The sequence below is a fragment of the Acidiphilium sp. C61 genome, from assembly GCF_905116885.1.
GTDB lineage: Bacteria > Pseudomonadota > Alphaproteobacteria > Acetobacterales > Acetobacteraceae > Acidiphilium.
Window position 1 is genome coordinate 2,160,442 of the sequence record NZ_CAJHNI010000005.1, and the last position, 24,581, is coordinate 2,185,022.

Annotated in this window: 32 protein-coding genes and 1 tRNA gene; 17 read left to right on the forward strand and 16 right to left on the reverse strand. The window is 68.8% G+C overall.

Translation table 11 applies throughout. From position 1 onward, the window contains the following. Positions 1-20: 20 nt before the first annotated feature. The 6 genes from argB to rpmH all read right to left on the reverse strand — a co-directional run bounded on the left by argB (position 21) and on the right by rpmH (position 4,403). On the reverse strand, positions 21-920 hold the full coding sequence (gene argB, locus HUW10_RS12935; protein ID WP_174503886.1) for an acetylglutamate kinase: 900 nt from the start codon (positions 918-920) through the stop codon (positions 21-23). Between the two features lie 141 nt (positions 921-1,061). Then, the gene (gene yihA / locus HUW10_RS12940) at positions 1,062-1,763 is read right to left on the reverse strand and encodes a ribosome biogenesis GTP-binding protein YihA/YsxC (RefSeq protein ID WP_236656378.1); all 702 of its coding nucleotides are present in this window, start codon (positions 1,761-1,763) and stop codon (positions 1,062-1,064) included. A gap of 8 nt (positions 1,764-1,771) precedes the next feature. Beyond that, complete coding sequence (yidC, locus tag HUW10_RS12945; RefSeq protein WP_174503887.1) at positions 1,772-3,589, reverse strand: membrane protein insertase YidC; 1,818 nt, start codon at positions 3,587-3,589, stop codon at positions 1,772-1,774. Beyond that, entirely contained in the window at positions 3,582-3,836 is a 255-nt protein-coding gene (yidD, locus tag HUW10_RS12950) for a membrane protein insertion efficiency factor YidD (protein ID WP_174503888.1), read from the reverse strand. Before yidD ends, yidC begins: the two co-directional genes overlap by 8 nt. After that, complete coding sequence (rnpA, locus tag HUW10_RS12955) at positions 3,833-4,201, reverse strand: ribonuclease P protein component (protein ID WP_174503889.1); 369 nt, start codon at positions 4,199-4,201, stop codon at positions 3,833-3,835. The genes yidD and rnpA overlap by 4 nt, the downstream gene beginning before the upstream one ends. A 67-nt stretch (positions 4,202-4,268) precedes the next feature. After that, the gene (gene rpmH / locus HUW10_RS12960; RefSeq protein ID WP_076454639.1) at positions 4,269-4,403 is read right to left on the reverse strand and encodes a 50S ribosomal protein L34; all 135 of its coding nucleotides are present in this window, start codon (positions 4,401-4,403) and stop codon (positions 4,269-4,271) included. A gap of 183 nt (positions 4,404-4,586) precedes the next feature. Here rpmH and HUW10_RS12965 point away from each other — a divergent pair, with 183 nt between their 5' ends. Continuing rightward, entirely contained in the window at positions 4,587-5,549 is a 963-nt protein-coding gene (locus tag HUW10_RS12965) for a patatin-like phospholipase family protein (protein WP_236656379.1), read from the forward strand. A gap of 68 nt (positions 5,550-5,617) precedes the next feature. Further along, positions 5,618-6,952, forward strand: a complete 1,335-nt coding sequence (locus tag HUW10_RS12970; RefSeq protein WP_236656380.1) for a HAMP domain-containing sensor histidine kinase — start codon at positions 5,618-5,620, stop codon at positions 6,950-6,952. 53 nt (positions 6,953-7,005) lie between these two features. On the opposite strand, the gene fliP is transcribed toward HUW10_RS12970, so the two are convergent. Together fliP and HUW10_RS12980 are read right to left on the reverse strand one after the other, a co-directional pair. Then, on the reverse strand, positions 7,006-7,767 hold the full coding sequence (fliP, locus tag HUW10_RS12975) for a flagellar type III secretion system pore protein FliP (RefSeq protein WP_174504875.1): 762 nt from the start codon (positions 7,765-7,767) through the stop codon (positions 7,006-7,008). Then, the gene (locus HUW10_RS12980; RefSeq protein WP_174503890.1) at positions 7,767-8,051 is read right to left on the reverse strand and encodes a hypothetical protein; all 285 of its coding nucleotides are present in this window, start codon (positions 8,049-8,051) and stop codon (positions 7,767-7,769) included. Before HUW10_RS12980 ends, fliP begins: the two co-directional genes overlap by 1 nt. Before the next feature lie 212 nt (positions 8,052-8,263). On the opposite strand from HUW10_RS12980, the gene HUW10_RS12985 reads away from it, so the two are divergent. From HUW10_RS12985 to HUW10_RS13010, 6 genes are read left to right on the forward strand one after another with little or no spacing between them, the layout of a single operon-like run. After that, positions 8,264-8,644 carry a flagellar basal body protein gene (locus HUW10_RS12985; RefSeq protein WP_174503891.1) on the forward strand — a complete coding sequence of 127 codons (381 nt, stop codon included), beginning with the start codon at positions 8,264-8,266 and terminating at the stop codon, positions 8,642-8,644. Positions 8,645-8,659: 15 nt separating this feature from the next. Then, positions 8,660-9,064 (forward strand): flagellar basal body rod protein FlgC, encoded by a 405-nt coding sequence (gene flgC, locus HUW10_RS12990; RefSeq protein WP_174503892.1) that lies wholly within the window; start codon positions 8,660-8,662, stop codon positions 9,062-9,064. After that, positions 9,064-9,366: a flagellar hook-basal body complex protein FliE gene (locus HUW10_RS12995; protein WP_174503893.1), complete on the forward strand. Its 303-nt coding sequence runs from the start codon at positions 9,064-9,066 to the stop codon at positions 9,364-9,366. Before flgC ends, HUW10_RS12995 begins: the two co-directional genes overlap by 1 nt. 52 nt (positions 9,367-9,418) lie before the next feature. Beyond that, complete coding sequence (locus HUW10_RS13000; RefSeq protein WP_236656381.1) at positions 9,419-9,727, forward strand: flagellar biosynthetic protein FliQ; 309 nt, start codon at positions 9,419-9,421, stop codon at positions 9,725-9,727. Positions 9,728-9,729: 2 nt separating this feature from the next. Beyond that, positions 9,730-10,509: a flagellar biosynthetic protein FliR gene (locus tag HUW10_RS13005; protein WP_174503894.1), complete on the forward strand. Its 780-nt coding sequence runs from the start codon at positions 9,730-9,732 to the stop codon at positions 10,507-10,509. Between the two features lie 41 nt (positions 10,510-10,550). After that, entirely contained in the window at positions 10,551-11,618 is a 1,068-nt protein-coding gene (locus tag HUW10_RS13010; protein ID WP_174503895.1) for a flagellar biosynthesis protein FlhB, read from the forward strand. A gap of 55 nt (positions 11,619-11,673) precedes the next feature. Here the strand turns inward: HUW10_RS13010 and HUW10_RS13015 are convergent, their stop codons facing one another. The 5 genes from HUW10_RS13015 to HUW10_RS13035 all read right to left on the reverse strand — a co-directional run bounded on the left by HUW10_RS13015 (position 11,674) and on the right by HUW10_RS13035 (position 14,084). Further along, entirely contained in the window at positions 11,674-12,327 is a 654-nt protein-coding gene (locus HUW10_RS13015; protein ID WP_174503896.1) for an LON peptidase substrate-binding domain-containing protein, read from the reverse strand. Positions 12,328-12,341: 14 nt separating this feature from the next. Further along, the gene (locus tag HUW10_RS13020; RefSeq protein WP_174503897.1) at positions 12,342-13,277 is read right to left on the reverse strand and encodes a tetratricopeptide repeat protein; all 936 of its coding nucleotides are present in this window, start codon (positions 13,275-13,277) and stop codon (positions 12,342-12,344) included. Positions 13,278-13,423: 146 nt separating this feature from the next. Further along, positions 13,424-13,786, reverse strand: a complete 363-nt coding sequence (locus tag HUW10_RS13025) for a gamma-butyrobetaine hydroxylase-like domain-containing protein (RefSeq protein WP_174503898.1) — start codon at positions 13,784-13,786, stop codon at positions 13,424-13,426. Further along, positions 13,783-13,968 (reverse strand): Trm112 family protein, encoded by a 186-nt coding sequence (locus HUW10_RS13030; protein ID WP_174503899.1) that lies wholly within the window; start codon positions 13,966-13,968, stop codon positions 13,783-13,785. The genes HUW10_RS13025 and HUW10_RS13030 overlap by 4 nt, the downstream gene beginning before the upstream one ends. A 39-nt stretch (positions 13,969-14,007) precedes the next feature. Beyond that, positions 14,008-14,084 (reverse strand) — tRNA-Arg (locus HUW10_RS13035). A 130-nt stretch (positions 14,085-14,214) separates the two neighbouring features. Between HUW10_RS13035 and rpiB the strand changes: the two genes are divergently transcribed. From rpiB to thiL, 9 genes are read left to right on the forward strand one after another with little or no spacing between them, the layout of a single operon-like run. Further along, entirely contained in the window at positions 14,215-14,667 is a 453-nt protein-coding gene (rpiB, locus tag HUW10_RS13040) for a ribose 5-phosphate isomerase B (protein ID WP_174503900.1), read from the forward strand. Further along, positions 14,664-15,962, forward strand: a complete 1,299-nt coding sequence (glyA, locus tag HUW10_RS13045; protein WP_174503901.1) for a serine hydroxymethyltransferase — start codon at positions 14,664-14,666, stop codon at positions 15,960-15,962. Before rpiB ends, glyA begins: the two co-directional genes overlap by 4 nt. A gap of 7 nt (positions 15,963-15,969) precedes the next feature. After that, positions 15,970-16,425, forward strand: coding sequence for a transcriptional regulator NrdR (nrdR, locus tag HUW10_RS13050; protein ID WP_174503902.1), 456 nt, complete (start codon positions 15,970-15,972; stop codon positions 16,423-16,425). Between the two features lie 2 nt (positions 16,426-16,427). Next, a complete protein-coding gene (gene ribD / locus HUW10_RS13055) occupies positions 16,428-17,519 on the forward strand; it encodes a bifunctional diaminohydroxyphosphoribosylaminopyrimidine deaminase/5-amino-6-(5-phosphoribosylamino)uracil reductase RibD (RefSeq protein ID WP_174503903.1) in 1,092 nt (363 codons plus the stop codon). A gap of 3 nt (positions 17,520-17,522) precedes the next feature. After that, complete coding sequence (locus HUW10_RS13060; protein ID WP_174503904.1) at positions 17,523-18,137, forward strand: riboflavin synthase; 615 nt, start codon at positions 17,523-17,525, stop codon at positions 18,135-18,137. After that, the gene (ribB, locus tag HUW10_RS13065) at positions 18,137-19,264 is read left to right on the forward strand and encodes a 3,4-dihydroxy-2-butanone-4-phosphate synthase (protein WP_174503905.1); all 1,128 of its coding nucleotides are present in this window, start codon (positions 18,137-18,139) and stop codon (positions 19,262-19,264) included. The genes HUW10_RS13060 and ribB overlap by 1 nt, the downstream gene beginning before the upstream one ends. Further along, positions 19,261-19,743: a 6,7-dimethyl-8-ribityllumazine synthase gene (gene ribH, locus HUW10_RS13070; protein ID WP_174503906.1), complete on the forward strand. Its 483-nt coding sequence runs from the start codon at positions 19,261-19,263 to the stop codon at positions 19,741-19,743. Before ribB ends, ribH begins: the two co-directional genes overlap by 4 nt. Continuing rightward, on the forward strand, positions 19,740-20,237 hold the full coding sequence (nusB, locus tag HUW10_RS13075) for a transcription antitermination factor NusB (protein ID WP_174503907.1): 498 nt from the start codon (positions 19,740-19,742) through the stop codon (positions 20,235-20,237). Before ribH ends, nusB begins: the two co-directional genes overlap by 4 nt. Before the next feature lies 1 nt (position 20,238). After that, positions 20,239-21,207: a thiamine-phosphate kinase gene (gene thiL, locus HUW10_RS13080; protein ID WP_174503908.1), complete on the forward strand. Its 969-nt coding sequence runs from the start codon at positions 20,239-20,241 to the stop codon at positions 21,205-21,207. 101 nt (positions 21,208-21,308) lie between these two features. On the opposite strand, the gene HUW10_RS13085 is transcribed toward thiL, so the two are convergent. Genes HUW10_RS13085 through HUW10_RS13095 form a run of 3 tightly spaced genes read right to left on the reverse strand, consistent with a single transcriptional unit; the run spans position 21,309 to position 24,438 of the window. Continuing rightward, complete coding sequence (locus tag HUW10_RS13085) at positions 21,309-22,187, reverse strand: SDR family oxidoreductase (RefSeq protein ID WP_174503909.1); 879 nt, start codon at positions 22,185-22,187, stop codon at positions 21,309-21,311. Then, positions 22,184-23,158 carry an NADPH:quinone oxidoreductase family protein gene (locus HUW10_RS13090; RefSeq protein WP_174503910.1) on the reverse strand — a complete coding sequence of 325 codons (975 nt, stop codon included), beginning with the start codon at positions 23,156-23,158 and terminating at the stop codon, positions 22,184-22,186. The genes HUW10_RS13085 and HUW10_RS13090 overlap by 4 nt, the downstream gene beginning before the upstream one ends. Continuing rightward, positions 23,158-24,438, reverse strand: coding sequence for an acyl-CoA dehydrogenase family protein (locus tag HUW10_RS13095; protein WP_174503911.1), 1,281 nt, complete (start codon positions 24,436-24,438; stop codon positions 23,158-23,160). Before HUW10_RS13095 ends, HUW10_RS13090 begins: the two co-directional genes overlap by 1 nt. Positions 24,439-24,581: the final 143 nt, after the last annotated feature.

Consider the following 24,581-nt stretch of genomic DNA (forward strand, 5'->3'; position numbering starts at 1 on the left):
CAGGACGCGGCCGGCAGCGCTCAGGCGTGGATCAGCGTGCCGATGCCGCCTTCGGTGAACAATTCGAGCAGGCAGGCATGGGGGACGCGGCCATCGACGATGGTGGCGCCCTTCACGCCATGGCGGACGGCGTCGATGCAGGTTTCGACCTTGGGGATCATGCCGCCGGAAATCGTGCCGTCGGCGCGCAGGGCGTCGATTTCGGGGATCGACAGGTCGGGGATCAGCGTGCCGTTGCGGTCGAGCACGCCGGCGACATCGGTCAGCATCAGCAGGCGGTTGGCGCCGAGCGCGCCGGCGATGGCGCCCGCGACCGTATCGGCGTTGATGTTGTAGGTCGCGCCGTCCTCGCCGACGCCGACGGGGGCGACAACGGGGATGAGCCCCGCACCGGTGAGCGCGTGGATCACCCGGACATCGACATGTTCCGGCTCGCCGACGAAGCCGAGATCGAGCGCGCGCTCGATCGCGCCCTCGGGGTCGCGCGTCGTCCGGGTCAGCTTGCGCGCACGGATCAGCCCGCCATCCTTGCCGCAGATGCCGACGGCCAGCGCGCCGGCCCGGTTGATCAGCCCGGCGACCATCTTGTTCACCGTGCCGGCGAGAACCATCTCGACCACCTCGACCATCGCCGCGTCGGTCACGCGCAGGCCATCGACGAAGGTGGACTGGATCGCCAGCCGCTTGAGCATGGCGTTGATCTGCGGCCCGCCGCCATGCACCACCACGGGGTTGATGCCGACCTGCTTGAGCAGGGCGATATCGCGCCCGAATTCCTCGGCGAGCGAGTCCTCGCCCATCGCGTGGCCGCCATATTTCACCACGATCGTCGCCCCGGCATAGCGGCGCAGATAGGGCAGAGCCAGGGCAACGATGCGGGCCTGTTCGGCGGCGTCGGCGTGGCGGTCGGAAATCGTCATGACGGCAGGATCTTCCCTTGCTGTTCCGGCGGTCCAGAGCGTCGTCCGGTCAGATCGAGCGAGCTGGCCGGATGAAGCGCTCCAGGGCGCTTTCCGATCCTTTCGGATCGGATGATGCTCTATGAAGGCGGGCGCGGGCGGTCAAGCCAGCAGGCCGTGGATCACCGCGCGCAGCTCGGCAATGCCGGCGCCGGTTTCGCCGGAGGTGACGAACACCTCGTTCAGCGCCGCGGGGTGACGCCGGGCGATCGCCTCGATGGTGGCGCGCTTGGCGGCGAGCGCCTCGGGCTTCATCTTGTCGGCCTTGGTCAGCACGACCTGGAAGGAGACGGCCGCCTGGTCGAGCAGTTCCATCACCGCGTGGTCGGCCGGCTTGTCCTCGATCCGCGCATCCATCAGCAGCAGCACGCGGCGCAGATTGGGCCGGCCGCGCAGATAGCGGAACATCAGGCCCTGCCAGTCCCGCTTCACCGCCTTGGGGGCGGCGGCGTAGCCATAGCCGGGCATGTCGACGATGGTCAGCGGACCCTCGCCGACGCGGAAGAAGTTGAGCTGGCGCGTGCGGCCGGGCGCCTGGGCGACGCGGGCGAGGGCGAGCTGGCCGGTGATCGCGTTGATCAGCGTCGACTTGCCGACATTCGAGCGGCCGGCGAGGGCGATCTCGATGCCTTCCGGCTCGGGAAGCCTCTCGGCGGTCTGCGCGGCGTGGAAGAACCGCGCCCCGCGGGCGAAGAGCTTCCGTCCTTCCTCGATCGCGTCGATCGCGTCGGTCGGGTCGGTTGCGTCGGTCGCCTGGCTCGCCTCGGGGGTTTCGCTCGCCTCGGGGGTTTGGGGTTCGTCCATGCGCGCGCTCAGCCCTTGGCGTTGGCGTTGGCGGCGGCGCGGGGGGCGGCGTTGGTGCTGCGCATGATCGTCCATTGCTGGATGATCGTGAGCGTGTTGTTCACGCAGTAATACAGCACGAGGCCGGCGGCGAAGCGGCCGAGCATGAAGGTGAAGATCACCGGCATGAACTGCATCATCTTCGCCTGGGTCGGGTCCGGCGGCGGCGGGTTCAGCTTCTGCTGGCCCCACATGGTGATGCCCATGATGATCGGCAGGATGCCGAGATGCAGGAAGGGCGAGAGCGTGCTCGGGTGGAACGGGATCAGGCCGAACAGGTTGAAGATGTTGGTCGGGTCTTCGGCCGAGAGATCGTGGATCCAGAGCGCGAAGGGCGCGTGGCGCATGCCGATCGAGATGAAGATGACCTTGTAGAGCGAGAAGAAGATCGGGATCTGCGGCAGCATCGGCAGGCAGCCGGCGGCGGGGTTGACGCCCTCGGCCTTGTAGAGCGCCATGATCTCCTTCTGCTGCTGCATCTGGTCGTCCTTGTAGCGCTCGCGCAGCGCCTGGACCTTCGGCGTGATCGCGCGCATCCGCGCCATCGAGCGGTAGGAGGTGCGGACCAGCGGGAACAGCACCAGCTTCAGCCCGATGGTGAAGACGATGATCGCCACACCCATGTTGCCGAACACGCCGGCGAGATAGTCGAGCGCGATGAAGATCGGCTTGGTGAGGAAGAAGAACCAGCCGAAATCGATCGCCCGCTCGAACAGGGGGATGCGATATTGCGTTTGGTAGTGGCTGAGGATGCTGAGCACCTTGGCGCCGGCGAAGACATGCGTCGTCGCCGAGGCGGTGGCGCCGGGGGCGGCGTCGAGCGGCTTGGCGGTCATGTAGTCGACCTGATAGGCGCCGTGATCGGTCTTGCCCGGGGTTGCGAGGTAGCGATAGGCGCCGATCGACTCGCGGCCCTGGCTCGGGACCAGCGCGGTCAGCCAGTATTTGCCGGTGATGCCGGCCCAGCCGCCGAGATTGGTGGTCTGGTAGGCGGTGCCGGGCGCCTCGCCGGCATTCGGGTGCTTGCCGCCGGATTTCACCCCCTCATAGCCCATCTCGTGCAGCGTGCCGTGGAACACGCCGATCGGGCCCTTGTGCAGGGTGAAGGAGCCGGGCTCCTGCGGCAGGAAGTCGCGGCGGATGCGCGACCAGGGATAGACCTCGACCGCGGCGCCGGAGTGGTTGATGGCGCGCTGCTGGACGGTGAACATGTATTGGCGGTCGACCGCGAGGAGAAGCTCGAAGGTGACGCCCGCGCCGTTATCCCAGGAGAGGGTGACCGGGTGGCTGGGCGAGAGATCGCCGCCGGAGCTTGTCCAGACCGTCTGCGGGCCGGGCACCTTGAGGCTGCTGCCGGGGGCGGCATCCCAGCCGAACTGCACGTAATAGGATTTCGCACTGCCGGCGCGGGCGAGCAGGCGCACCAGCGGCGAGGTTTTCTGCACCGTTTCGTGATAATGGGTCAGCACCAGATCATCGAGCCGGGCGCCGACAAGGCTCATCGAGCCCTTGAGCAGCGGGGTCGAGATCGCAAGGCGCGGGCCGGAGGCGGTCGCCGCGGTCGCCGTCCCGCCGGGGGTTGCGGCCGGGGCGGCTTGCTGCGGCGCCGGCACGCCGGGTCCAGTCTGGGTCCGGGCCGTCTGGGCCGTCTGCGTCTGGGCGGTGTGGGCGACCGCGTGGGGCGGGGCCTTTTTCGGCGGCGGCAGCACGTAGCTCGCGATGACCTGGAACAGCACGAGGATCACCAGAGAGATCGAAATCGCGTAGAGAAGCCGTCGGTTATCCATTCTGTTTCATCTCGTCGTGGTGAGGGGGCGGCGGCACGGGGTCGATCCCGCCCGGGTTCCAGGGATGGCAGCGCAGGATGCGCCGCGCGGCGAGGGCGGAGCCGCGCATCGCGCCGTGAACCGCGAGGGCTTCCATCGCATAGGCGCTGCAGGAAGGATAGAAGCGGCACTGTCCGCCCAGCACCGAGGACAGGGTGAGCTGGTAGGCGCGCACGCCGCCACGCAGCAGTTTCGTCGCCGGAGTCACGGTGCTGCGGCCGGGGCGGTGAGCGGGGGGAAGGCCGTGTCCAGCACCGCGCGGAAATCGGCCCTCAGGGTGGCGAAATCGATCTCGGCGGTGCCCTTGCGGGCGATCAGCACGATATCGGCACCGCTCAGCTTGCGGGCCAGCAATTCCTCGCACGCGAGGGCTCGCAGCCGGCGCCGGGCGCGGTTGCGGATCACCGCGTTGCCGACCTTGCGGCTCGCGGTCAGGCCGAGGCGGATGGGAGCGCCGGGCGTGGTACGCAGGATTTGCACGACAAAACCGGCGCGCGCCATCTTTCGCCCATGGCTCGCAGCGCGCAGGAAATCGGCACGCTGAGGCAGGGAGTGGAGGGGCGCGGCGCGCATGATCGTGACCAGTTCCCGGCCCGGCCGCGCAGGCAGGCGCGCGGCGCCGGGCGGACGCGAGGAAAAATCAGGCGGAAAGGCGCTTCCGACCCTTGGCGCGGCGATTCGCCAGGACCTTGCGGCCGCCGACGGTTTCCATCCGCGAGCGGAAGCCATGACGACGCTTGCGGACGAGCTTGGAGGGTTGGTAGGTGCGCTTCACGGTCTCAACTCCGATGATTGCCGTAGAGGCGATTGCCGAAGGCAAACGCCGGTTGGAATTCAGGAAACAGATAGGATGCCGCAATCCGTCGGGAGCGGCTTCCTGCTGGGGGCTTTCTTTAGGCATTGTGGGGGGCGGCGTCAACAAAGCCGGCAGCAGCCGGGGATAAAGATCGTCGCCCGCTTGCCCAACCCTGCTCCGACCGTGCAGATTGAGGCGATGAAAATCCCGGCCCGAAGTGTTTGCCGAACCGCGCTCGCCCTGCAAGGGGGCGGGTCGCACGGGGCCTATGCCTGGGGCGTGCTCGACGCGCTGCTGGCAACGGGCGAGACGTTCGATGCCGTCTGCGGCGTCTCGTCCGGGGCGATCCTCGGCACGATGGCGGTGCAGGGCCTCGTCCGCGGCGGGGCGGACGGCGCGCGTGCCGCGATGGCGCAGTTCTGGGACCGCGTGGTCGCCACCAACATGCTCGCACCGCTGACCTCGCATCTCGACCGCTGGCTGCCCGGCTTCGAGGCCGGCCGCGAATTCGGCAGCAACCTCGCGATGCAGGGGATCGCCACGGTCCTCAGCCTGTTCGGCCAGGCCTCGGTCAACCCGCTGGGGCAGAACCCGCTGCGCCCGATCCTCGCCGACCTGCTCGACCGCGAGGCGCTGCGCGCGCCGGCGGCGCCGCGCCTGTTCATCGCCGCGACCGCGGTGGAATCCGGCCGGCCCAGGATTTTCACCAATGACGACGTCACCGTGGACGCGCTGCTGGCCTCGTCCTGCCTGCCGACGCTGTTCCCGCCGGTGCTGATCGACGGTGTGGCGTATTGGGACGGGGCCTATTCGGGCAACCCGCCGCTCGGGCCGCTGCTGGAGCTGGCGCCGGAGCGGCTCGTGCTGATCCGCGCGCAGAGCCGGTTGCGGGCGGGGGTGCCGAGCCAGCCGGCGGATATTCTCAACCGGGTGCAGGAGCTGGCGTTCCAGACCGCGATCGACGCGGAGTGCGCGCTGCTGCCGGCGGATCTCGACTTCGTCGAATATCCCGCCGACCGGGCGCTGGCCGGGCTTTCGCCCGAATCCCGCGCCTATGCCGACCGCGCCTTTCTCGACCGGCTGTTCGAGGCCGGGCGCGCCGCCTTCCGCGCGGAGGCCGCCTGAGCGCGCTGCGCAACGTCTTCGGGCGCTGGATCGGCCATAGCCTGTCGGCGAGGCTGCTCTGGCTGACCGTGATCGTCACGCTGCTGACCGAGGTGATGATCCTGCTGCCCAGCCTCGGGCGGGAGCGCAGCGCGTGGCTGGTGAACCGGGTGACCGAGGCGCATCTGGCGGCGCTGACGGTGTCGGCGGCGCCGCACGGGGTTGTCGACCTGTCGACCCGCAACGAGTTGCTGCGGCTTTCGGGCACCGAGGCGATCCGCCTGGCGCAGGGGGGACGCAGCATCCTGGTCCTGCCGCCGCGCGGCACCGTTCACGCGGAAGGGGCGATCAACCTCGCGCATGAAACGCTGTTCGGCTCGGTGGTCCGGGCGATCGAGGTGCAGTTCGGCCTCGCGCCGCGCGACGTGCTGGTGACCGCGCCGAGCCCGCTGCAGCACGGGGTGATCGTGCAGATCGTGGTGCACAATCCGGTTCTCGCGGCGCATCTGTGGCGCTATGTCGAGCATATCGCGGCGCTGTCGGTGGCGATCGCGCTGCTGACGGGGCTGATGGTCTATCTGGTGCTCAACCGGATCCTGGTGCTGCCGATGCGGCGCCTGACCGAGAGCATCGCCCGTTTCCGCGAGGACCCGGAGCATGCGATGCCGCTGGCCGTGGCCGCGGGCGAACCGCTCAGGGGCGATGAAATCGCCATCGCCGCGCGCGAACTCGCGACGATGCAGACCGAGCTGCGCGCGGCGCTGTGGCGCAATGCGCGGCTGGCGGCGCTGGGCACGGCGGTGGCGAAGATCAGCCACGACCTGCGCAATATCCTCTCGACCGCCCTGCTCGTCGCCGACCGGCTTTCGGGCAGCGCCGATCCCGCGATCCGCAGCGGGGCGGCGACGCTGGTCGATGCGGTCGAGCGGGCGACGGACCTCGTCACCCATACGCTCGGCTTCGCCCGCGAGGGGCCGCCGCCGCTGCTGCGGGCGGCATGTCCGCTCGCGGCGCTGGTGGGCGAGGTGGCGGGGCAGACGCGCCTGCTGCACGAGGGGCTCGCGATCGAGATCGACGTGCCGGAGGATATCGCGCCGATGCTCGACCGCACGCAGATCCAGCGCGCGCTGCTCAACCTCATGCGCAATGCCGCCGAGGCGGGGGCCGCGCGGGTCGTCGTCGTCGGCCGCATCGAGGCCGGGCAGTTGCTGATCGAGATCGGCGATGACGGGCCGGGCCTGCCGGAGCGGGCGCGGGCCAATCTGTTCCGCCCGTTTACCGGCTCCGCCCGCAGCGGCGGGACCGGGCTTGGACTGGCCATCGCGCGCGATCTGGTCCGCGCGCATGGCGGCGAGCTGTCGCTGGTGGCGACCAGCGACCTGGGCACCCTGTTCCGTCTCGCGATCCCGCTCGAGCCGGCCTGATCGCGGCGCGTCGGCTCACCCGGTCAGATGACTCTATCTGCTCGGATGATGCTCTAGAAATGGACGGGCGGGAAGCTGCGCACCAGGCTGCCGGCGACGAGTTGCCAGCCATTCACCAGCACGAAGAAGATGATCTTGAACGGCATGGAAACCGCGGTGGGCGGCAGCATCATCATGCCGAGGCTCATCAGGATCGATGAGATCACGATGTCGATGACCATGAAGGGCAGGAAGATCATGAAGCCCATCTCGAAGCCGCGGCGCAGCTCGCCGACGACGAAGCCGGGGATCAGCACGCGCCAGGGCACGTCCTGCATGTTCGCCGGGGGTTTCACATGGGCGAGGGAGAGGAAGACCCGGATGTCGGCCGGGCGGGCATTGTCGGCCAGGAAGGTGTGGAACGGCGCGGCTGCCAGTTTCAGCCCCTCGATCGTGCCGACATCGCCCTGTGTCATTGGCAGGAGGCCGACATGCCAGGATTGGGCGAAGACCGGCGCCATCACGAAATAGGTCAGGAAGAGGGCGAGGCCGATCAGCACCGAGGTCGGCGGTGTGGTTTGCGTGCCGAGCGCGGTGCGCAGCAGGCTCAGGACGATGATAATCCGCGTGAAGGCGGTCAGCATCACCAGCAGGCTCGGCGCGAGCGAGAGGATCCCGATGAGCAGGATGAGCTGCACGAGCTTCGCGGTTTCGGGCGCGCTGCCGGAGCCGAGATGGAAATCGACCGATTGCGCGCTTGCGACATGCGGGAAGACCAGCAGCGCGAGGCCGACTCCGGCCAGCGACAGCAGGGCGAGGCGGAGGAGGCGCTGCATCATGGCGCGGGGCTGCCGGGCTCGGAGGAGGGGATGAGCTGGAACTGGTCGGTCCTCGGGCCGTTCAGTACCGCGAAGCGATGCCCGCCGAGGGTGACGATCGAGAGGGTCGTGCCGCGGCCCACACGGCAGGACAGGGTCTGGCCCGGCATGCCCCAGGACGCAGCGAGGCCGGCGAGCGCCGGGCCGGAGCGCAGCTTGCGCAGGAAGAAGGCGGCAATCGCGATCAGGAGCAGAACCGCCCCGAGCGCCATGACCACGCTGCCGATTTGTGCCATGCTCATCGCATGAAGGTCTCCGGATCCGATCGACCGGTTCGTCGCCTCGCCGAATTGGGAGGGGATGCGGTCTTGGCGGTGACATGACGGTAAAAAAGTTAATTTAATATTGATTTTAGGATCTTTGCGTCCGGGAAATAAAAAAATTACCGGCGCGTTTCCTTGACTGTTCGTTAAGCTTTGGCTGGCATTTTTCCGTTCGGGTTTCGGAGGGCAAAATGACCTTGAATCTACTCGGCCTTGCGGCCGACCGGCTGATGTATCTGGCACAGTCGCAATCCGTTCTGGCGGGCAATATCGCCAATACCGATACGCCAGGCTATGTGCCGAAGGCGCCGGTTGCCTTTTCGAACGTGCTGAACGGGAGCGGTAACCTGGCGATGGTCACGACCAGCGCCAATGACATCGCGCCATCGTCCAGCCAGTCCTTTTCCACCAGGGTCTCGACGGTTGCGGCGAAATCGCCGGACGGCAACGGCGTCTCGCTCGAAAGCCAGCTTGCGGCGATCGCCGGAAACCAGATCAACCAGCAATATGCAGTGAACATCTACAAGACCTACCTTGGAATGTTCGCGACTGCACTTGGCCCCAACCCGTAATCGGGGAATATCAGCATGAAATTCGGTACCACGCTGGACATTTCGGCGGCGGCTCTCTCCGCGCAGAATTCCCGCCTGCAGGTGATCGCGCAGAACCTCGCGAACGCCGACAGCACCAGCTCCACCCCTGGCGGCAACCCGTATCAGCGCAAGACGATCGCGTTTCAGGACGTCTATAGCCAGGCAGCCGGGACCAACGTCGTCCAGGTTGCCGCGATCAGCCGGGACAAGGCGCCGTTCCCGATGAAATACGATCCGTCCAACCCCGCGGCGAACGCGCAGGGCTACGTCAAGATGCCCAACGTCAACAGTCTCGTGGAGCTCATGGACATGCAGCAGGCGCAGCGGTCGTATGACGCCAATCTCTCGGTGATGAACGCGACGCGCGGCATGATGACCCGCACCCTGGGCCTGATCTGATGTCGGGCACCATCAGCGGGCTGGTCAGCCCCTCCAGCGCCCTTTCGGCCTATGGGCGCGTTGCCGGGCCGTCCTCGTCGGCCGGGCCGAGCTTCGGCGATTTTGTCTCCAATGTCGTGACCAGCGCCGTCCATCAAAGCGCCTCGACCGAACAGGCGGCAAATGCGGGGCTGCTGGGCAATGGCGATCTCACCCATGTCGTCGCCTCGGTGGCGCAGGCGCAGGTCGCGCTGCAGACCACCGTCGCGATCCGCGACCGGCTGATCACGGCGTATCAGTCGATCATGAACATGCCCATCTGACCATGCAGGCATCGCACCAGCGCGCGCGCCGGCCCGCCCCCGATGCCGGGCCGTGCCTGTGTCGCGCGGCACGCCGGAGGTGCCCGTGCAGGGCATGACCGATCCGGCGGTGATCACCACGCTGCACGCGGCGCTGGTGGTCGCGGCGAAACTCTCGGCGCCGCCTTTGCTGGCCTCGCTGGTTTCGGGCGTCGTCATCTCGCTGTTGCAGGCGGTGACCCAGATCAACGAGGCGACGATTTCGTTCCTGCCGAAGATCGCCGCCGTGGTCGGCACGCTGATGATCATGGGCGGGTTCCTGTTCAGCACGCTTGCGGCGTTCGCCCACCAGATCTTCAGCGCCATGATCCACGTGGGCTAGCGATGTTTCCGCATGACCTCGCCGACCTGATTTATGGCCCGCTGCTGGCGCTGATGCGGATTTCGAGCCTGGTGATGGCGGTGCCGTTCATGGGTGCCGGCTTCGCGCCGGCGCAGTTGCGCATCGGGCTGTCGGTGGCGCTGACCGCGATCATCGTTCCGCTGATCGGCGGCGCGATGCCGCATCTGCCGGCGTCGATTCTCGTCTTCGCGGTCGAGATCCTGCGGGAGGTCGTCATCGGCCTGTCGCTCGGCTGGCTGACCGGCGTGATCCTGCTGAGCCTGCCCGTCGCCGGGCAGATCATTTCCTACCAGATCGGCCTGTCGAGCGTGCTGCTGCCGAATTCGACGATCGGGCCGAACAGCACGCTCGTCGCCAACGCGATGGGATTGCTGCTGCCCGCGCTCGTCTTTGCCAGCGGTCTGTTCCTGCTGCCGGTGCTGGCGATCGTCCGTTCGTTCCGCACCCTGCCGCTGCCGGCCGGGATCGGCGATGCGCACCTGCCGTCGGCCGGCGTGCTGCTGGAATTCGCGGTGAAGGCGGTTTCGGCGGAATTCGTCACCGCGCTGCATCTCGCGGCGCCGTTTCTCTTCATCGGCATTGTCTGGCAGGCGGGGCTCGGCCTGATGTCGAAGGCGGCGCCGAATATCCAGATCTTCTTCATCGCAGCACCGCTGCAACTGCTCGGCGGCACGGCGCTGCTTGCCTTTCTCGCCTCGCCGATGATCTCGGTCTGGCATGACGCGACGCTGCCGATGCTGCAGGCCTATGCGAGCTGGTAGGCGCGCCGGCCGGGGGCGGTGGCGCGTGAGGTCATCCGGCGATGGATGAAGACAAGGAAAGTAAAACCGAAGCCGCCACGCCGATCCGGCTGTCAAAGGCGCTCGACGGTCATGGCCAGGGAACGTCGCGCGAGGTGGCTTCCCTCGCGGGCCTCGTGGTGGCGTTCGCCTTCACCAGCAGCCGGCTGCCAGACTCGGCCGATCATCTGGTGACGGTTCTCGCCTCGCTGTTCACCCGTGCCGCGACGATGGATGCCGGCGCTTCGCTCGGGCGGGCGACATCGGATGTGGCGATGGCGGCGGCGGGCATCGTGCTGCCGCTCGCCGCGACGATGGTGCTGGCGGCGGCGATCGTCACGCTGTTTCAGACCGGACTGCGGCTGAACACCTCGGCACTCGGGCTGAGCTTCGCGCGGCTGAACCCGATGACCGGGCTGACCCGGATGTTCGGCGCCCAGAGCCTCGGGTTCTCGGCGCAGACCATCCTCAAGCTCGTCGCGATCGGCGTTGCGCTCTACATCGTCATGGTCGATCGGCTGCGCGGGATCGAGACGCTGCTGGTCGGCTCGGACATGACCCTGGTCAGGGCGATTTTCGGCTCGATCGTGGCGATGCTCGGGGCTGTCGTCGTCATCCAGGCGATTGCCGGCGGGATCGATTTCGTCCTCACGCGGCGGCGCTTTGCCGATTCGGTGAAGATGACGCAACAGGAAATCAAGGACGAGCAAAAGGAGATGGAGGGCGATCCGCGCATCAAGGCGCGGATCAAGGCGGCGCAGAACGCGCTGGCCAAGCGGAGCCTGCAGGCGGCGATGGCGCGGGCGGCCGTGGTCGTCACCAATCCGACGCATTATGCCGTCGCCCTCGAATATCAGCCGGGGCAGGCCGAGGCGCCGAAGATCGTCGCCAAGGGGGTGGACGAGCAGGCCGCGCGCATCCGCGATCTTGCGCGCGACGCGCGGATTCCGATCGTGCCGAACCCGCCTCTCGCGCGCGCGCTGTTCCAGCAGGAGCTGGAATCCGAAATTCTGCCCGAGCATTACCGGACGGTCGCCGAGATCATCGCCTATATCTGGCGCCTCGCGGAGAAGCAGACGCAGCGTATCTGAGCGCCTCGGGACCTGGCGCGTGTCGGGCCGTAGGCGGTGGCCGACGGGAGCGGGATCAGCCGCGGCGGGCGTTGATCTCGAGGATGGCCAGCAGGGCTTCCGCCCGGGCGGAATCGGTTTTTGCTTCCAGCAGCGCCTGCTTTTCCGCCGGGCTGAAGGGGCAGGCCATGCAGAGCGTCACGATCAGGGCCTCGTCGGAAATCTCCTCGATCGCGTCCCAGTTCGCATCGATGCCGGTTGCCTCGAAATAGTGGCGCAGCGCCTCGACCAGCATGGCGCGGGTGACCGGCGCCTCGTCTCCTACTGGGTTGCCGGAGAGGGGATCGACATCGTCGCGGAAGGCCGAGACGTCGCCCTGGACGCGCCGGTAGCCGCGGCGCATCTCGGCTTCCTCGACGACCTCGAAGCGCATCAGCCCGGTGAGGGTGATGAGGTAGCGGCCGTCCTCGGTCTCGCTGAAGGCGGTGATCCGGCCGAGGCAGCCGATGCGGTGGAGGGCCGGGCCGCTTTCGGTGCGCGGCACATCCGGCAGGGGCTGGATCATGCCGAACAGGCGGCCGGCGCCCATCGCGTCGTCCACCATCGCGAGGTAGCGCGGCTCGAAGATGTTGAGCGGCAGCCGCCCGCCGGGAAACAGCACGGCGCCGGTGAGGGGAAACACCGGAAAGACCTCCGGGACCCCTTCCAGCCGCGCGTGTGCGCCTGACATGCCGAACAGCGAACTCAACTGAACAACAGTGCGGAAAGCTTCCGCCGGGCGGCCATCGTGTCGGCGTCGTCCACACCCCAGGCGTCGAAGAACTTGAGGAGTTGCAGCCGCGCGGCATCGTCGTTCCAGCCACGCTGGCGGCGCATGATGTCGAGCAGGGCCTCGGCGGCCTCGGTGCGGTTGCCGGTCGCGTTCAGCGCGACCGCGAGCGCGAGGCGGGCCGCGTGATCGTTTTCGTTCGAAGCGAGCTTCTGTTGCAGCTCGGCCAGTTGCCGGGCTGCGGCGCGGCCCTCCTGCGCCACCGACAGCGCCGTTTTCGCCGCGGCGATTTCGGCGTGATCGGCGAGGGCTGGCGGGATTTCGGCGAGGATGGCAGCAGCACGGTCGTCCGCGCCGAGGGCGATCAGGGCGCGAACCAGGCCGGCCCAGGCCTCGGGGCGGTTTTCATCCTCATCGAGGGCGGCGCCGAAGAGCGACGCGGCCTCCTCGGCCCGGTTTTGCTCCATGGCCGCGCGGGCCTGGGCGATCAGGTCCGCCGAGGGGGCGGAGGAGCCGGCGAGCTTGAGCAGGGCGTCGACGAAGCGGCGCACCTCGCTTTCCGGCAGCGCGCCCTGGAACAGGTCGGCGATCTGCCCCTGCCAGAAGGCGGCGACGGTGGGGACCGATTGCAGCGGCAGGCCGAGGCTGGCGAGTTGCTGGACGAGGGCGCGGTTCTCGTCGATGTCGATCTTGACCAGGCGGATGCGCCCGCCATAGGCGCGCACCACTTTTTCGAGCGTCGGCGTCAGGGTCTTGCAGGGGCCGCACCAGGTTGCCCAGAAATCGACCAGCACCGGCACCTTGCGCGATGCTTCGACGACATCGGCCATGAAGCTGGCCTGGCTGCCTTCGATGATCTGGGCGTCGGCGCCAATGGGGCGCTGCGCGTCGGAGTCTGTCAGATGGTCCATGGTCATGATCCGTTTCTATGTCTTCATAGATGATAGACAACGGCGCGGGTGCAAGCCAGTCGGACGCATGGATGGGTCGAGCCGGTCGCGGAAGCGGCGCGGAATGGCGCGCGCGGCGGGTCTGACCCGAGCTGTACGACCTTGGGTTACGGCGCGGCGCGGCTCAGGCCGGCGGCGTCGAGCGCCTTGAGATAGGCGGCCCAGCGCTGGGCGTGCTCGCGGCCGAGCCGGTGCAGGTAGTCCCACGAATAGATGCCGGTGGAATGGCCGTCATCGAAGGTGATCCGCACGGCGTAGTTGCCGTTCGGCTCCAGCTTGGCGATGCCGACGCCCTGCTTGCCGGCGACGAGCTGGCGCTCGGCCGGGCTGTGGCCCTGAACCTCGGCGCTCGGGCTCTCGACGCGGAGATATTCGGCATCGAGCGCGAAATGCGCGCCATCGGCGAAGCTGATCTCGAGGATCCGCTCGGCGCGGCGCAGGCGCAGCTCGGTGGGTTCGGGCGCGGTCATGGCTCGATCTGGCGGGCTTCGTCGACCAGCATGATCGGGATGCCGTCGCGGACCGGAAAGGCGAGGCCGGCGGTGGGGCTGATCAGCTCGGCGGCCTCGCGGTCGTAGATCAGCTTGCCCTTGGTCAGCGGGCAGACCAGCACTTCGAGAAGGCGAGGGTCGATCGGCGCGGTGTCGGCCATGAGGGCATCCCCTGGATATGGACCTGAAGGGGCGGGAGATGGCGGACCCGAAGAGACTCGAACTCCTAACCCCCAGATTCGTAGTCTGGTGCTCTATCCAGTTGAGCTACGGGTCCGCCGTGGGAGGCGCATTAGCGGATCGGCGGCGATCCCGCAACCCCATGGGACGGTTGTGCGCGCCGCATGACATGGCGGCGGGGCGGAAATCCGGTTTCGCGGCGGGGCGGGGCGTGCTAAGCCGCCGCAATGAGCGAGACAAGGACATTGGTGGTCGGCGCCGATCATGCCGGCTTCGAGCTGAAGGACCGGCTGGCGGACGCCGCGCGCAAGGCGGGGTGGGACGTGGTCGATTGCGGCACCAATTCGCCGGCGAGCGTCGATTATCCCGACATTGCCCATGCGGTGAGCGCGCGTGTCGAGGCCGGGGCGGCCCGGTTCGGGCTGCTCGTCTGCGGGTCGGGGATCGGGATGGCGATCGCGGCGAACCGGCATGCAGGCGTGCGCTGCGCCCAGGCCCACACCGCGACGGAGGCGCGCCTTTCGCGCCAGCACAACGATGCCAATATCCTTGCCCTGGGCGCGCGGCTGACCGGCGAAGTGGTCGCGCTCGAAGCCCTCGACGCGTTTCTGACCACCGAGTTCGAAGGCGGCCGTCACCAGAACAGGGTCGCCAAACTCAATCCGGAGCCGAAAGCATGAACGAGCAGAGCCCGATTGCGAACATCTCGCGCTTCTTCAACACCTCGCTGGCCGAGACCGATCCCGATCTCGCCGCCGCGATCGGGCGCGAGCTTGCCCGCCAGCAGGACGGCATCGAGCTGATCGCCTCCGAAAACATCGTCTCCCGCGCGGTGCTCGAAGCGCAGGGATCGGTGCTGACCAACAAATACGCCGAGGGCTATCCGGGCAAGCGCTATTATGGCGGCTGCTCTGCGGTGGACGTTGCCGAGGAGCTGGCGATCGAGCGGGCGAAGCAGCTGTTCGGCTGCACCTATGCCAATGTCCAGCCGCATTCGGGCGCGCAGGCGAACCAGGCGGTGTTCCTCGCGCTGCTGAACGCGGGCGACACGATCCTCGGCATGAGCCTCGCCGCCGGCGGGCATCTGACCCATGGCGCGGCGCCGAACCTGTCGGGCAAGTGGTTCAACGCCGTGCAGTACGGCGTCAAGCGCGAGGATGGCACGCTCGACTACGAGGAGCTGGAGCGTCTGGCCCGCGAGCACCGGCCGAAGCTGATCATCGCCGGCGGTTCGGCCTATCCGCGGTTCATCGATTTCGCCCGCATCCGCAAGGTGGCGGACGAGGTGGGCGCGTATTTCCTGGTCGACATGGCGCATTTCGCCGGGCTGGTCGCCGCGGGGATCTTCCCCTCGCCGGTGCCGCACGCGCACGTGGTGACCACGACGACGCACAAGACCCTGCGCGGGCCGCGCGGCGGCATGATCCTGTCGAACGACTCGGAGCTGGGCAAGAAGCTGAATTCGGCGGTGTTCCCCGGCTTGCAGGGCGGGCCGCTGATGCATGTCATCGCGGCGAAGGCGGTGGCGTTCGGCGAGGCGCTGCGCCCGGAATTCCGCGCCTATCAGAAGGCGCTGGCGGAGAATGCGCGGGTGCTGTCGGAAACGCTGGTCGAGGGTGGGCTCGACATCGTCACCGGCGGCACCGACTGCCATCTCGTGCTGGTCGACCTGCGGCCGAAGAACGTGACGGGCAAGGCGGCCGAGGCGACGCTGGAGCGGGCGCACATGACCGCCAACAAGAACGCGATCCCGTTCGACCCGGCCAAGCCGGCGGTGACCTCGGGCATTCGCCTCGGCACGCCGGCGGCGACGACGCGCGGGTTCGGGACCGAGGAGTTCCGCATGGTCGGCCGGTTCATCGTCGAGGTGCTGGACGGGCTTTCGGCCTCCAACGATGGCACGAACGATGCGGTCGAGGCGGCGGTCGGCGCCAAGGTGCTGGATCTCTGCGCCCGGTTCCCGATCTACCGGTGAATGCGCGGTGCGCTGCCCGTTCTGCGGTGAGGCCGACACCCAGGTGAAGGACAGCCGGCCGGCGGAAGATGGCACCGCCATCCGCCGCCGGCGCTTCTGCCCGCAATGCAGCCAGCGCTTCACCACCGTCGAGCGGGTGCAGCTGCGCGAGCTGGTGGTGATCAAGGCGGACCAGCGGCGGGTCGGCTTCGACCGCGACAAGCTCGCCCGCTCGATCCGCACCGCGCTGCGCAAGCGGCCGGTGGATGACGAGCGGATCGAGCGGATCGTCAATGGCATCGTCCGCAAGCTCGAAGCCTCGGGCGAGGCGGAAATTCCCTCGAGCGAGATCGGCGAGCTGGTGATGGACACGCTGAAGGAGGTCGACGCGGTGGCGTATGTGCGCTTCGCCTCGGTCTATCGCGATTTCCGCGAGACCAAGGATTTCAAGGCGTTCCTTGGCACGATGGACCAGCCGAAATAGGCATGGACGATCTGGCCCCGATGCGCTCCGCCCTCGCGCTGGCCCGGCGCGGCCTGGGCGAGACGGCGCCGAACCCGAGCGTCGGCTGCGTCATCCTGCGCGACGGATCGGTGGTCGGGCGCGGCCGTACGGCGCCGGGCGGGCGGCCGCACGCGGAAACCGAGGCGCTCGCCATGGCCGGGGACGCGGCGCGGGGGGCGACCGCCTATGTCACGCTCGAACCCTGCGCCCATCTTGGCCGGACCCCGCCTTGCGCGGATGCGCTGATCGCGGCGGGGATCGCGCGCGTCGTCATCGCCATGGCCGATCCCGATCCGCGGACCGATGGGGCGGGGATCGCGCGGCTGCGCGCCGCGGGGATCGAGGTGGTCGAGGGGGTCGGGGCGGCGGAGGCGGCGGAGATCAATGCAGGCTTCATCCTGCGCGTGCGCGCCGGGCGGCCGCTGGTGACGCTGAAGCTCGCGACCTCGCTCGACGGGCAGATCGCCACCCGGACCGGGGCGAGCCAGTGGATCACCGGGGCGGCGGCGCGCCAGCTTGGCCACGCGCTCCGGGGGACGCATGACGCGGTGATGGTCGGGGTGGGGACGGTGCTGGCCGACGACCCCGAACTGACCTGCCGGATCGAGGGATTTCGGACGACCCCGCTGGTGCGGGTGATCGTGGATTCGCATCTGCGGATCCCGCTCGATGGCCGGCTGGTGCGCGGGGCGGCGCGCGATCCGCTGTGGATCGTGCATCGCGACGGCGCCGATCCGGCGCGGCGGGCGGCGCTGCTGGCGCTGGGTGTGCGGCTGTTCGAGGTGCCGGCGGCGACGGTCGGCGTCGATCTCGGGGCGGCCCTCGCCGCGCTGGGGGGGGCGGGGTTGACCCGGGTGCTGGCCGAGGGCGGCGGCACTCTTGCGGCCGCGCTGATCCGCGCCGATCTGGTGGACCGGCTGGAATGGTTCACCGCGCCGATCGTGATCGGCGATGACGGGCTTGGCGCGGTGGCGGGGTACGGCATCGAGACGCCGGCGGCGGCGGCGCGGTTCGCGCGCGTGGGCGAAACGGATTGCGGCGGCGACCGCCGCGCGCGCTATCGGAGGGACTGAGCGATGTTCACCGGGATCATCACCGGGGTCGGCGCGGTGCGCGAGCTGCGGCCGGGCGGGGCCGCGACGGATACGCGGCTCGTGATCGGCGTGCCGGCGGATAACCCCGCCTGGGCCGGGATCGGCGAGGTGGCGCTCGGCGCGTCGATCGCGTGTTCGGGCTGCTGCCTTACCGTGATCGAGCGGGGGGCGGACTGGTTCGCCGTCGAGGTTTCGGGGGAGACGCTGTCGAAGACGACGCTCGGCACCTGGCGGGCGGGGACGGCGGTCAATCTCGAACGGGCGCTGCGGATGGGCGACGAGCTTGGCGGGCATGTCGTCTCCGGCCATGTCGACGGGCTGGGCGAGGTGGTCTCGACGCAACCGGAGGGCGGCTCGACAAGGTGGCGCTTCCGGGTGCCGCGCGACCTCGCCCGCTTCATCGCGCCGAAGGGCAGCGTTGCGGTCAATGGCGTGTCGCTCACGGTCAACGAGGTTGACGGGGCGGAATTCGGGGTGAACATCATCCCGCACACGGAAACGCATACCAGCTTCGCCACCCTGGCGGTGGGCGACGCGGTGAATATCGAAATCGACATGCTGGCGCGCTACGTGGCGCGGCTGGCGGAGGCAGGCTGATGGACCATCTGAAGAGCGCGTCGTTGCAGGAATATCTCGCCTCGGCCGAGGAGATCATCGAGGAGGCGCGGGCGGGGCGCATGTTCATCCTGGTGGATGACGAGGACCGCGAGAACGAGGGCGACCTCGTGATCCCGGCGCAGTTCGCCACACCGGATGCGGTGAATTTCATGGCCCGGCACGCGCGGGGGCTGATCTGCCTCGCGCTGACGCGGGCGCGCTGCGAGACGCTGGGGCTCAAGCTCATGGCGCAGTCCAACGGGTCGCGGCACGAGACCGCCTTCACCGTCTCGATCGAGGCGCGCGAGGGGGTGACGACGGGGATTTCCGCCGCCGACCGGGCGCGGACCGTCGCGGTCGCGATCAACCCGGAATGCGGGGCGGCGGATATCGTCACGCCGGGGCACATCTTCCCGCTGATGGCGCGCGACGGCGGCACGCTGGTGCGCACCGGGCATACCGAGGCGGCGGTGGATATCGCGCGGCTCGCCGGGCTGACGCCGGCCGGGGTGATCTGCGAGATCATGAACGATGACGGGACGATGGCGCGGCTGCCGGACCTCGTCTCCTTCGCGCAGTATCACAATCTCAAGCTCGGCACGATCGCCGACCTGATCGCCTATCGGCGGCGGATGGAGAAGCTGGTGCGGCGCGCGGGCGACGGGCTGATCACCGATGGCGCCGGGCAGCAATGGCGCAGCGTGGTCTATGAGAACACGATCGACCGGGTCGAGCATGTGGCCCTCGTCAAGGGCGATATCGCCGCCGACGAGCCGGTGCTGGTGCGGATGCACGCGGTCAGCACCATCGACGACATCCTGGGCGGCGACCATATCCGCGATCTCCGGCGGGCGATGGCGCAGATCGCGCAGTCCGGCCGGGGGGTCGTCGTGCTGATCCGCGAGGCGCGGCCGGATGCGGTGTCGTTGCGGTTGCAGCAGATCGTCGGCGGGGCGCGCACCGGGGCAGTGCTGCGCGACTATGGCGTGGGCGCGCAGATCCTCGCCGATCTCGGCGTGCGCGACATGGTCCTGCTGTCCAACCACAAGCGCGCCGTGGTCGGGCTTGAGGGGTATGGGCTGAACATCGTCGAACAACTGCCGATCGAGGAGCCCGCAAGATCATGAGCACCGCCGATGCCCCCGAAGCCGAGGTGCCCGATCTGCCGGGCCCGGCGCCGCGAATCCTGCTGATCCGCGCTCCTTATTATCGCAAAATCGTCGACGGGATGACCGAGGCGGCGATGATGCTGCTCGGCCGCGTCAATGCGACGGTCGAGACGGTGGACGTCGCCGGGGCGTTCGAGCTGCCGCAGGCGCTGGCCATAGCACTGCGCGGGCGGGTGCGGTTCGACGGGTTCGTGGCGCTTGGCTGCGTCGTGCGCGGGGAGACCGATCATTACCAGTTCATCTGCGATTCGGCGATGAACGGGCTGATGCAGGTGGCGGTCGACCATGCGGCACCGCTCGGGACGGCGCTGCTCACCGTCGATACGCTCGCGCAGGCGGCGGCGCGCTCGGCCGAGACGGGGTCGAACAAGGGGGCGGAGGCGGCCTCGGCCTGCCTGAAGCAGATCGCGCTCGCGCGGCGGATGGGCCTGGCATGAAGCCGGCCGGGAAAAGCGCGCGGCCGCGCACCCTGGCACGGGCCGCCGCGGTGCAGGCGCTCTATCAGTGCGAGCATGCCGGCGAGACGGCGGAGACGGTGATCGACCAGTTCGTCCGCCACCGCTTCGGGCGGATGGCCGGGCTGCTCGGCGCCGAGGAGAGCGAGGTGGCGCCGCCGGACGTGCCGCTGTTCTCGCGCATCGTCCGCACCGCGACGGCGCAGCAGGACATGGTCGATCCGCTGATTGCCGGCGTGCTGCCGGAGGCCTGGCCGATGCAGCGGCTCGACCCGGTGCTGCGGGCGCTGCTGCGCGCCGCCGGTGCGGAGCTGTGGATGACCGATGGGCCGCCGGCGCGCGTCGTCATCAACGAGTATCTCGACGTGGCGCACGGGTTTCTCGAAGGCGAGGCGGTGCAGATGGGCAATGCCGTGCTCGACCGGATTGCCCGCACGCTGCGGGAGGGCGAGTTCGCCGGCGAGGCGCGGGCGTGAGGTGAGCGGCGAGTTCGACCGCATCGCCCGGTATTTCGCGCCGCTCGCCGCGGCCGAGGGGCTGGGCCTTGCGGACGACGCGGCAGTGTGGACGCCGCCCGCCGGGCGCCAGGCCGTGCTGACGGTCGACCAGATGATCGAGGGCGTGCATTTCCTGCCCGACGATCCGCCCGATCTCGTCGCCCGCAAGCTGATGCGCCGCAACCTCTCCGACCTCGCCGCGATGGGGGCGCGGCCGGAGGGCTATCTGCTCGCCACGGCACTGCGGGCGGACACGCCGGAGGCCTGGCTCGCCGGGTTCGCCGCCGGGCTCGCCGCCGACCAGGCGGCGTTCGGCGCCCCGCTCTGGGGCGGCGACAGTTCCTCCACCCCCGGCCCGGTGACGACGGCGATCACCATGATTGGCAGTCTCGAACCCGGAACCGCGCTGCGGCGCGGCGGCGCGCTGCCGGGCGAGGCGATTTTCGTCACCGGCACGATCGGCGATGCGGTGCTCGGGCTGCAGGCGGCGCGCGGCGAGATCGGCGATCCGACGGGGGGGTTGCGGGCCCGCCGGCTGCTGCCCACGCCGCGCACCGGCCTGGCGCTGGCCGGGATCGCGACCGCCGCGATCGATGTGTCGGACGGGCTGGTGCAGGATCTCGGCCATGTGTGCAGGGCGTCGGGCTGTGGCGCGGTGATCGAGGCGGGGCTGGTGCCGCTGTCGGACGCGGCGCGGGCGGCGGGGCCGGGCTGGCGGGCGACGATCCTGACCGGGGGGGATGATTACGAATTGCTGATCGCCGCCCCGGCCGGGCTTCAGGCGGCGCTGGAGGCGGCCTGTGCGGACGTGCGGCTGACGCGGATCGGCCGGTTCGTGGCGGGGAAGCCGGATGTGGTTGTGGTCGACGAGGACGGAAGGCCGGTCCCGCTCGGGCGGGAAGGCTGGCAGCATTTCCAGAGCATCATCCGATCAGATGGAGCCATCTGATCGGATAAAGATGCTCGGCTTGTCAGTATGCTGGAGCATCATCCGATCAGATGGAGCCATCTGATCGGATAAAGATGCTCGGTTTGTCAGTATCCGAAACTTCAGGCCGGCGGGGCCTTGAAGGCGACGTCGCGCTTCAGGGAGAAGGGATCGCTCGGGTTGCGCTGCTCGAGGATGTCCTGCATCCGCAATTCGACCGTGCCGAGGATTTTCGGGTGGGTCAGGCAGTAGAAGCGGTTCTCCTCGATGCAGTCGAAGGTGCGGGCGGCGACATCGGCGGCGCCGAGGCGGCCCGAGGTCACGGCCTTGCGGGTCTGTTCATGGGCGAGTTGCTGGCTCGCGGTCGGCGGGGCGTCGTTGGCGAGTTCGGCCGGGCGGTTGCGCGACGCGTCCTTGATGCCGGTATCGACGAAGGCGGGGCAGAGCACGGTGACGCCGAGTTTGGCGCCGGCGATCCGCAGGTCCTGGAACAGGGTTTCCGACAATGCGACGACGCCGTGCTTGGAGACGTTGTAGACGCCCATCGTCTGGGCGGAGACCAGCCCGGCGACCGAGGCGGTGTTGACGATGTGGCCTTCCTCGCCATTCGCGATCATGCGGGGGACGAAGCAGCGCACGCCGTGGATCACGCCCCAGAGATTGACGCCGAGCACCCATTGCCAGTCGCGCACCGAGTGCTCCCAGAGCAGCCCGCCGCCGCCGACGCCGGCATTGTTGAACAGCAGGTGGGCGTTGCCGTAGCGCGCGAAGACGGTATCGGCGAAACGCTCCATCGCTTCAGCGTCGCTGACATCGAGGCGTTCGGTGAGCACCTCGGCGCCGGCGGCGCGCAGTTCGGCGGCGGTGGCCTCCAGCGCGTCGGCCTGGATGTCGGCCAGCGCGAGGCGCATGAAGCGGGAGGCGGCGATGCGGGCGAATTCGCGGCCGAAGCCGCTGCCCGCGCCGGTGATGACGGCAACCCGGTTGTTGAACTCTTTCATGGCAGGATCACGATCTTTCCGGTGACGCGGCGCGCCGCCATGTCGCGCAGGGCGTCGGCCGTCTCCTCCAGCGTGTAGGTTTTCGACACCAGCGGGCGGATCTCGCCGCGCGCCAGCATGGCGAACAGGTCTTCCATCATCCGGATCTGGTTCCCGGGTTCGCGGCGAGCGAACTCGCCCCAGAACACGCCGACCAGCGACGCGCCCTTGAGCAGCGGCAGGTTGAGCGGCAGGGACGGGATCGTGCCCTCGGCGAAGCCGATCACCAGATAGCGGCCGCGCCAGGCGATCGAGCGGAAGGCGGGCTCGGCGAGGCTGCCGCCGACGGGGTCGAAGATGACGTCCGGCCCCTTGCCGCCGGTATGTTCGCGGATCGCGGCGCGGAGGTCTTCGCTGGCGTAGTTGATCGTGGCGTCGGCGCCGTGGGCGCGGCAGAGTTCGAGCTTTGCCTCGGACGAGGCGGCGGCGATCACCCTCGCACCCTTGGCCTTGGCGATGTCCACCGCGGCGAGGCCGACGCCGCCGGCGGCACCGAGCACGAGGATCGTCTCGCCCGGCTTGATCTCGCCGCGATCGACCACGGCGTGGTGCGAGGTGCCGAAGGCGAGCAGCAGCCCGGCGGCGACCTCGAAGGAGACATTGTCAGGCACGGGCACGCAGCGATGCGCGTCGAGCGCGATCTTTTCCGCAAATCCGCCGGTCGAGCAGAGGGCGAGGACACGGTCGCCCGGCTTGTAGCCGGTGACGCCCTCGCCGACCGCCTCGATCTCCCCGGCGATTTCGGCGCCGGGGGTGAAGGGCAGTTCGGGCTGCACCTGGTACTTCTTCTGGATGATCAGCACGTCGGGGAAATTCACCCCGGCGGCGTGCACCCGGATCAGCACCTCGCCCGCCTGCGGGACGGGATCGGGCAGGTCGCGCAGGAGAAGCGTCTCCGGCCCGCCCCACGCCTCGCAGCGGATCGCGCGCATCAGGCCTGGCCCGGTTCCGACAGCCCGTCCGCGATCAGCACGTTCGGGTAGCCGCCGGTGCGCGCGGGGTCGGTGTTGCGGTAGCGGCGGTGTTCGAGCCGGGCGAGCTGGTCGCGATGCACTTCGTCCGGTCCGTCGGCGAGGCGCAGCGTGCGCTGGTGCGCATAGGCCGAGGAGAGCCAGGTGTCGGCGACGCCGCCGCCGCCGAAGGCCTGGATCGCCCAGTCGATCACCTTGCAGGCGACGTTGGGGGCGACGACCTTGATCATCGCGATCTCGGCGCGGGCTTCCTTGTTGCCCACCGTGTCCATCATCTGCGCGGCCTTGAGGGTGAGCAGGCGGGCCTGGTCGATCATGATGCGGCTTTCGGCGATGCGCTCGCGCCAGACGCTCTGCTCGATGACCGGCTTGCCGAAGGCGTTGCGGCTTTCGAGGCGGCGGACCATGCGCTCCAGCGCGCGCTCGGCGGCACCGATCGAGCGCATGCAGTGATGGATGCGTCCCGGCCCGAGGCGGCCTTGCGCGATCTCGAAGCCGCGGCCCTCGCCGAGCAGCATGTTGGTGGCGGGCACCCGCACCTTGTCGAAGATCATCTCGGCATGGCCGTGCGGCGCATCGACATCGCCGAACACCGGCAGGGCGCGCTTCATCGTGACACCCGGATGCGGGAAGGGCACCAGGATCATCGACTGGCGCTTGTAGGGGTCGGGGTTTTCCGGATCGGACTGGCCCATCACGATCAGGATGCGGCAGCGCGGGTCGGGCGCGCCGGAGGTCCACCATTTATGGCCGTCGATGACGTATTCGTCGCCCTCGCGGCGGATCGAGGTTTCGATGTTCTTCGCATCCGACGAGGCGACGCGCGGCTCGGTCATCGCGAAGGCGGAGCGGATCTCGCCGGCGAGCAGCGGCTTCAGCCAGGTCTCTCGCTGATCGGGTGTGCCGTAGCGGGTCAGCACTTCCATGTTGCCGGTATCGGGGGCGGAGCAGTTGAAGGCTTCCGGGCCGAAGGGCGAGCGGCCCATGATTTCGGCGAGCGGCGCGTATTCGACGTTGGTCAGCCCGGCGCCGTGCTCGGATTCGGGGAGGAACAGGTTCCACAGCCCCGCCGCCTTGGCCTTCTGCTTGATCTGCTGCAGCAGTTCCAGCGGCTTCCACTGGTCGGCCTGGGTGTGGGCGGTGTGGAACAGCGCCTGTTCGTTGGGGTAGATGTGCTCGGCCATGAAGTCGGCAACGCGCTGGCGCAGAGCCTCGGTCTTGGCGGAATAACGGAACTCCATGGTGGCATTTTCCTCGTGGTCTGATTCTGCTGGACGATCGATTTGACCCAACTGTGCGAGGTGCGCGCGGGTTATGCAAGTCCCCCAAGGGGCAGATCGGATACGGCCGGGATACTGCCGCTTGACAGGGCGCCGCCCGCCGC

Bases quoted from the DNA above. Each gene is read 5' to 3' on its own strand.
- argB (WP_174503886.1), bottom strand. From the start codon at position 920: ATGACGATTTCCGACCGCCACGCCGACGCCGCCGAACAGGCCCGCATC.
- yihA (WP_236656378.1), bottom strand. From the start codon at position 1,763: ATGGACGAACCCCAAACCCCCGAGGCGAGCGAAACCCCCGAGGCGAGC.
- yidC (WP_174503887.1), bottom strand. From the start codon at position 3,589: ATGGATAACCGACGGCTTCTCTACGCGATTTCGATCTCTCTGGTGATC.
- rnpA (WP_174503889.1), bottom strand. From the start codon at position 4,201: ATGCGCGCCGCGCCCCTCCACTCCCTGCCTCAGCGTGCCGATTTCCTG.
- fliP (WP_174504875.1), bottom strand. From the start codon at position 7,767: ATGCAGCGCCTCCTCCGCCTCGCCCTGCTGTCGCTGGCCGGAGTCGGC.
- HUW10_RS12980 (WP_174503890.1), bottom strand. From the start codon at position 8,051: ATGAGCATGGCACAAATCGGCAGCGTGGTCATGGCGCTCGGGGCGGTT.
- HUW10_RS12985 (WP_174503891.1), top strand. From the start codon at position 8,264: ATGACCTTGAATCTACTCGGCCTTGCGGCCGACCGGCTGATGTATCTG.
- flgC (WP_174503892.1), top strand. From the start codon at position 8,660: ATGAAATTCGGTACCACGCTGGACATTTCGGCGGCGGCTCTCTCCGCG.
- HUW10_RS12995 (WP_174503893.1), top strand. From the start codon at position 9,064: ATGTCGGGCACCATCAGCGGGCTGGTCAGCCCCTCCAGCGCCCTTTCG.
- HUW10_RS13005 (WP_174503894.1), top strand. From the start codon at position 9,730: ATGTTTCCGCATGACCTCGCCGACCTGATTTATGGCCCGCTGCTGGCG.
- HUW10_RS13010 (WP_174503895.1), top strand. From the start codon at position 10,551: ATGGATGAAGACAAGGAAAGTAAAACCGAAGCCGCCACGCCGATCCGG.
- HUW10_RS13015 (WP_174503896.1), bottom strand. From the start codon at position 12,327: ATGTCAGGCGCACACGCGCGGCTGGAAGGGGTCCCGGAGGTCTTTCCG.
- HUW10_RS13020 (WP_174503897.1), bottom strand. From the start codon at position 13,277: ATGGACCATCTGACAGACTCCGACGCGCAGCGCCCCATTGGCGCCGAC.
- HUW10_RS13025 (WP_174503898.1), bottom strand. From the start codon at position 13,786: ATGACCGCGCCCGAACCCACCGAGCTGCGCCTGCGCCGCGCCGAGCGG.
- HUW10_RS13030 (WP_174503899.1), bottom strand. From the start codon at position 13,968: ATGGCCGACACCGCGCCGATCGACCCTCGCCTTCTCGAAGTGCTGGTC.
- rpiB (WP_174503900.1), top strand. From the start codon at position 14,215: ATGAGCGAGACAAGGACATTGGTGGTCGGCGCCGATCATGCCGGCTTC.
- glyA (WP_174503901.1), top strand. From the start codon at position 14,664: ATGAACGAGCAGAGCCCGATTGCGAACATCTCGCGCTTCTTCAACACC.
- ribD (WP_174503903.1), top strand. From the start codon at position 16,428: ATGGACGATCTGGCCCCGATGCGCTCCGCCCTCGCGCTGGCCCGGCGC.
- HUW10_RS13060 (WP_174503904.1), top strand. From the start codon at position 17,523: ATGTTCACCGGGATCATCACCGGGGTCGGCGCGGTGCGCGAGCTGCGG.
- ribB (WP_174503905.1), top strand. From the start codon at position 18,137: ATGGACCATCTGAAGAGCGCGTCGTTGCAGGAATATCTCGCCTCGGCC.
- ribH (WP_174503906.1), top strand. From the start codon at position 19,261: ATGAGCACCGCCGATGCCCCCGAAGCCGAGGTGCCCGATCTGCCGGGC.
- nusB (WP_174503907.1), top strand. From the start codon at position 19,740: ATGAAGCCGGCCGGGAAAAGCGCGCGGCCGCGCACCCTGGCACGGGCC.
- HUW10_RS13085 (WP_174503909.1), bottom strand. From the start codon at position 22,187: ATGAAAGAGTTCAACAACCGGGTTGCCGTCATCACCGGCGCGGGCAGC.
- HUW10_RS13090 (WP_174503910.1), bottom strand. From the start codon at position 23,158: ATGCGCGCGATCCGCTGCGAGGCGTGGGGCGGGCCGGAGACGCTTCTC.
- HUW10_RS13095 (WP_174503911.1), bottom strand. From the start codon at position 24,438: ATGGAGTTCCGTTATTCCGCCAAGACCGAGGCTCTGCGCCAGCGCGTT.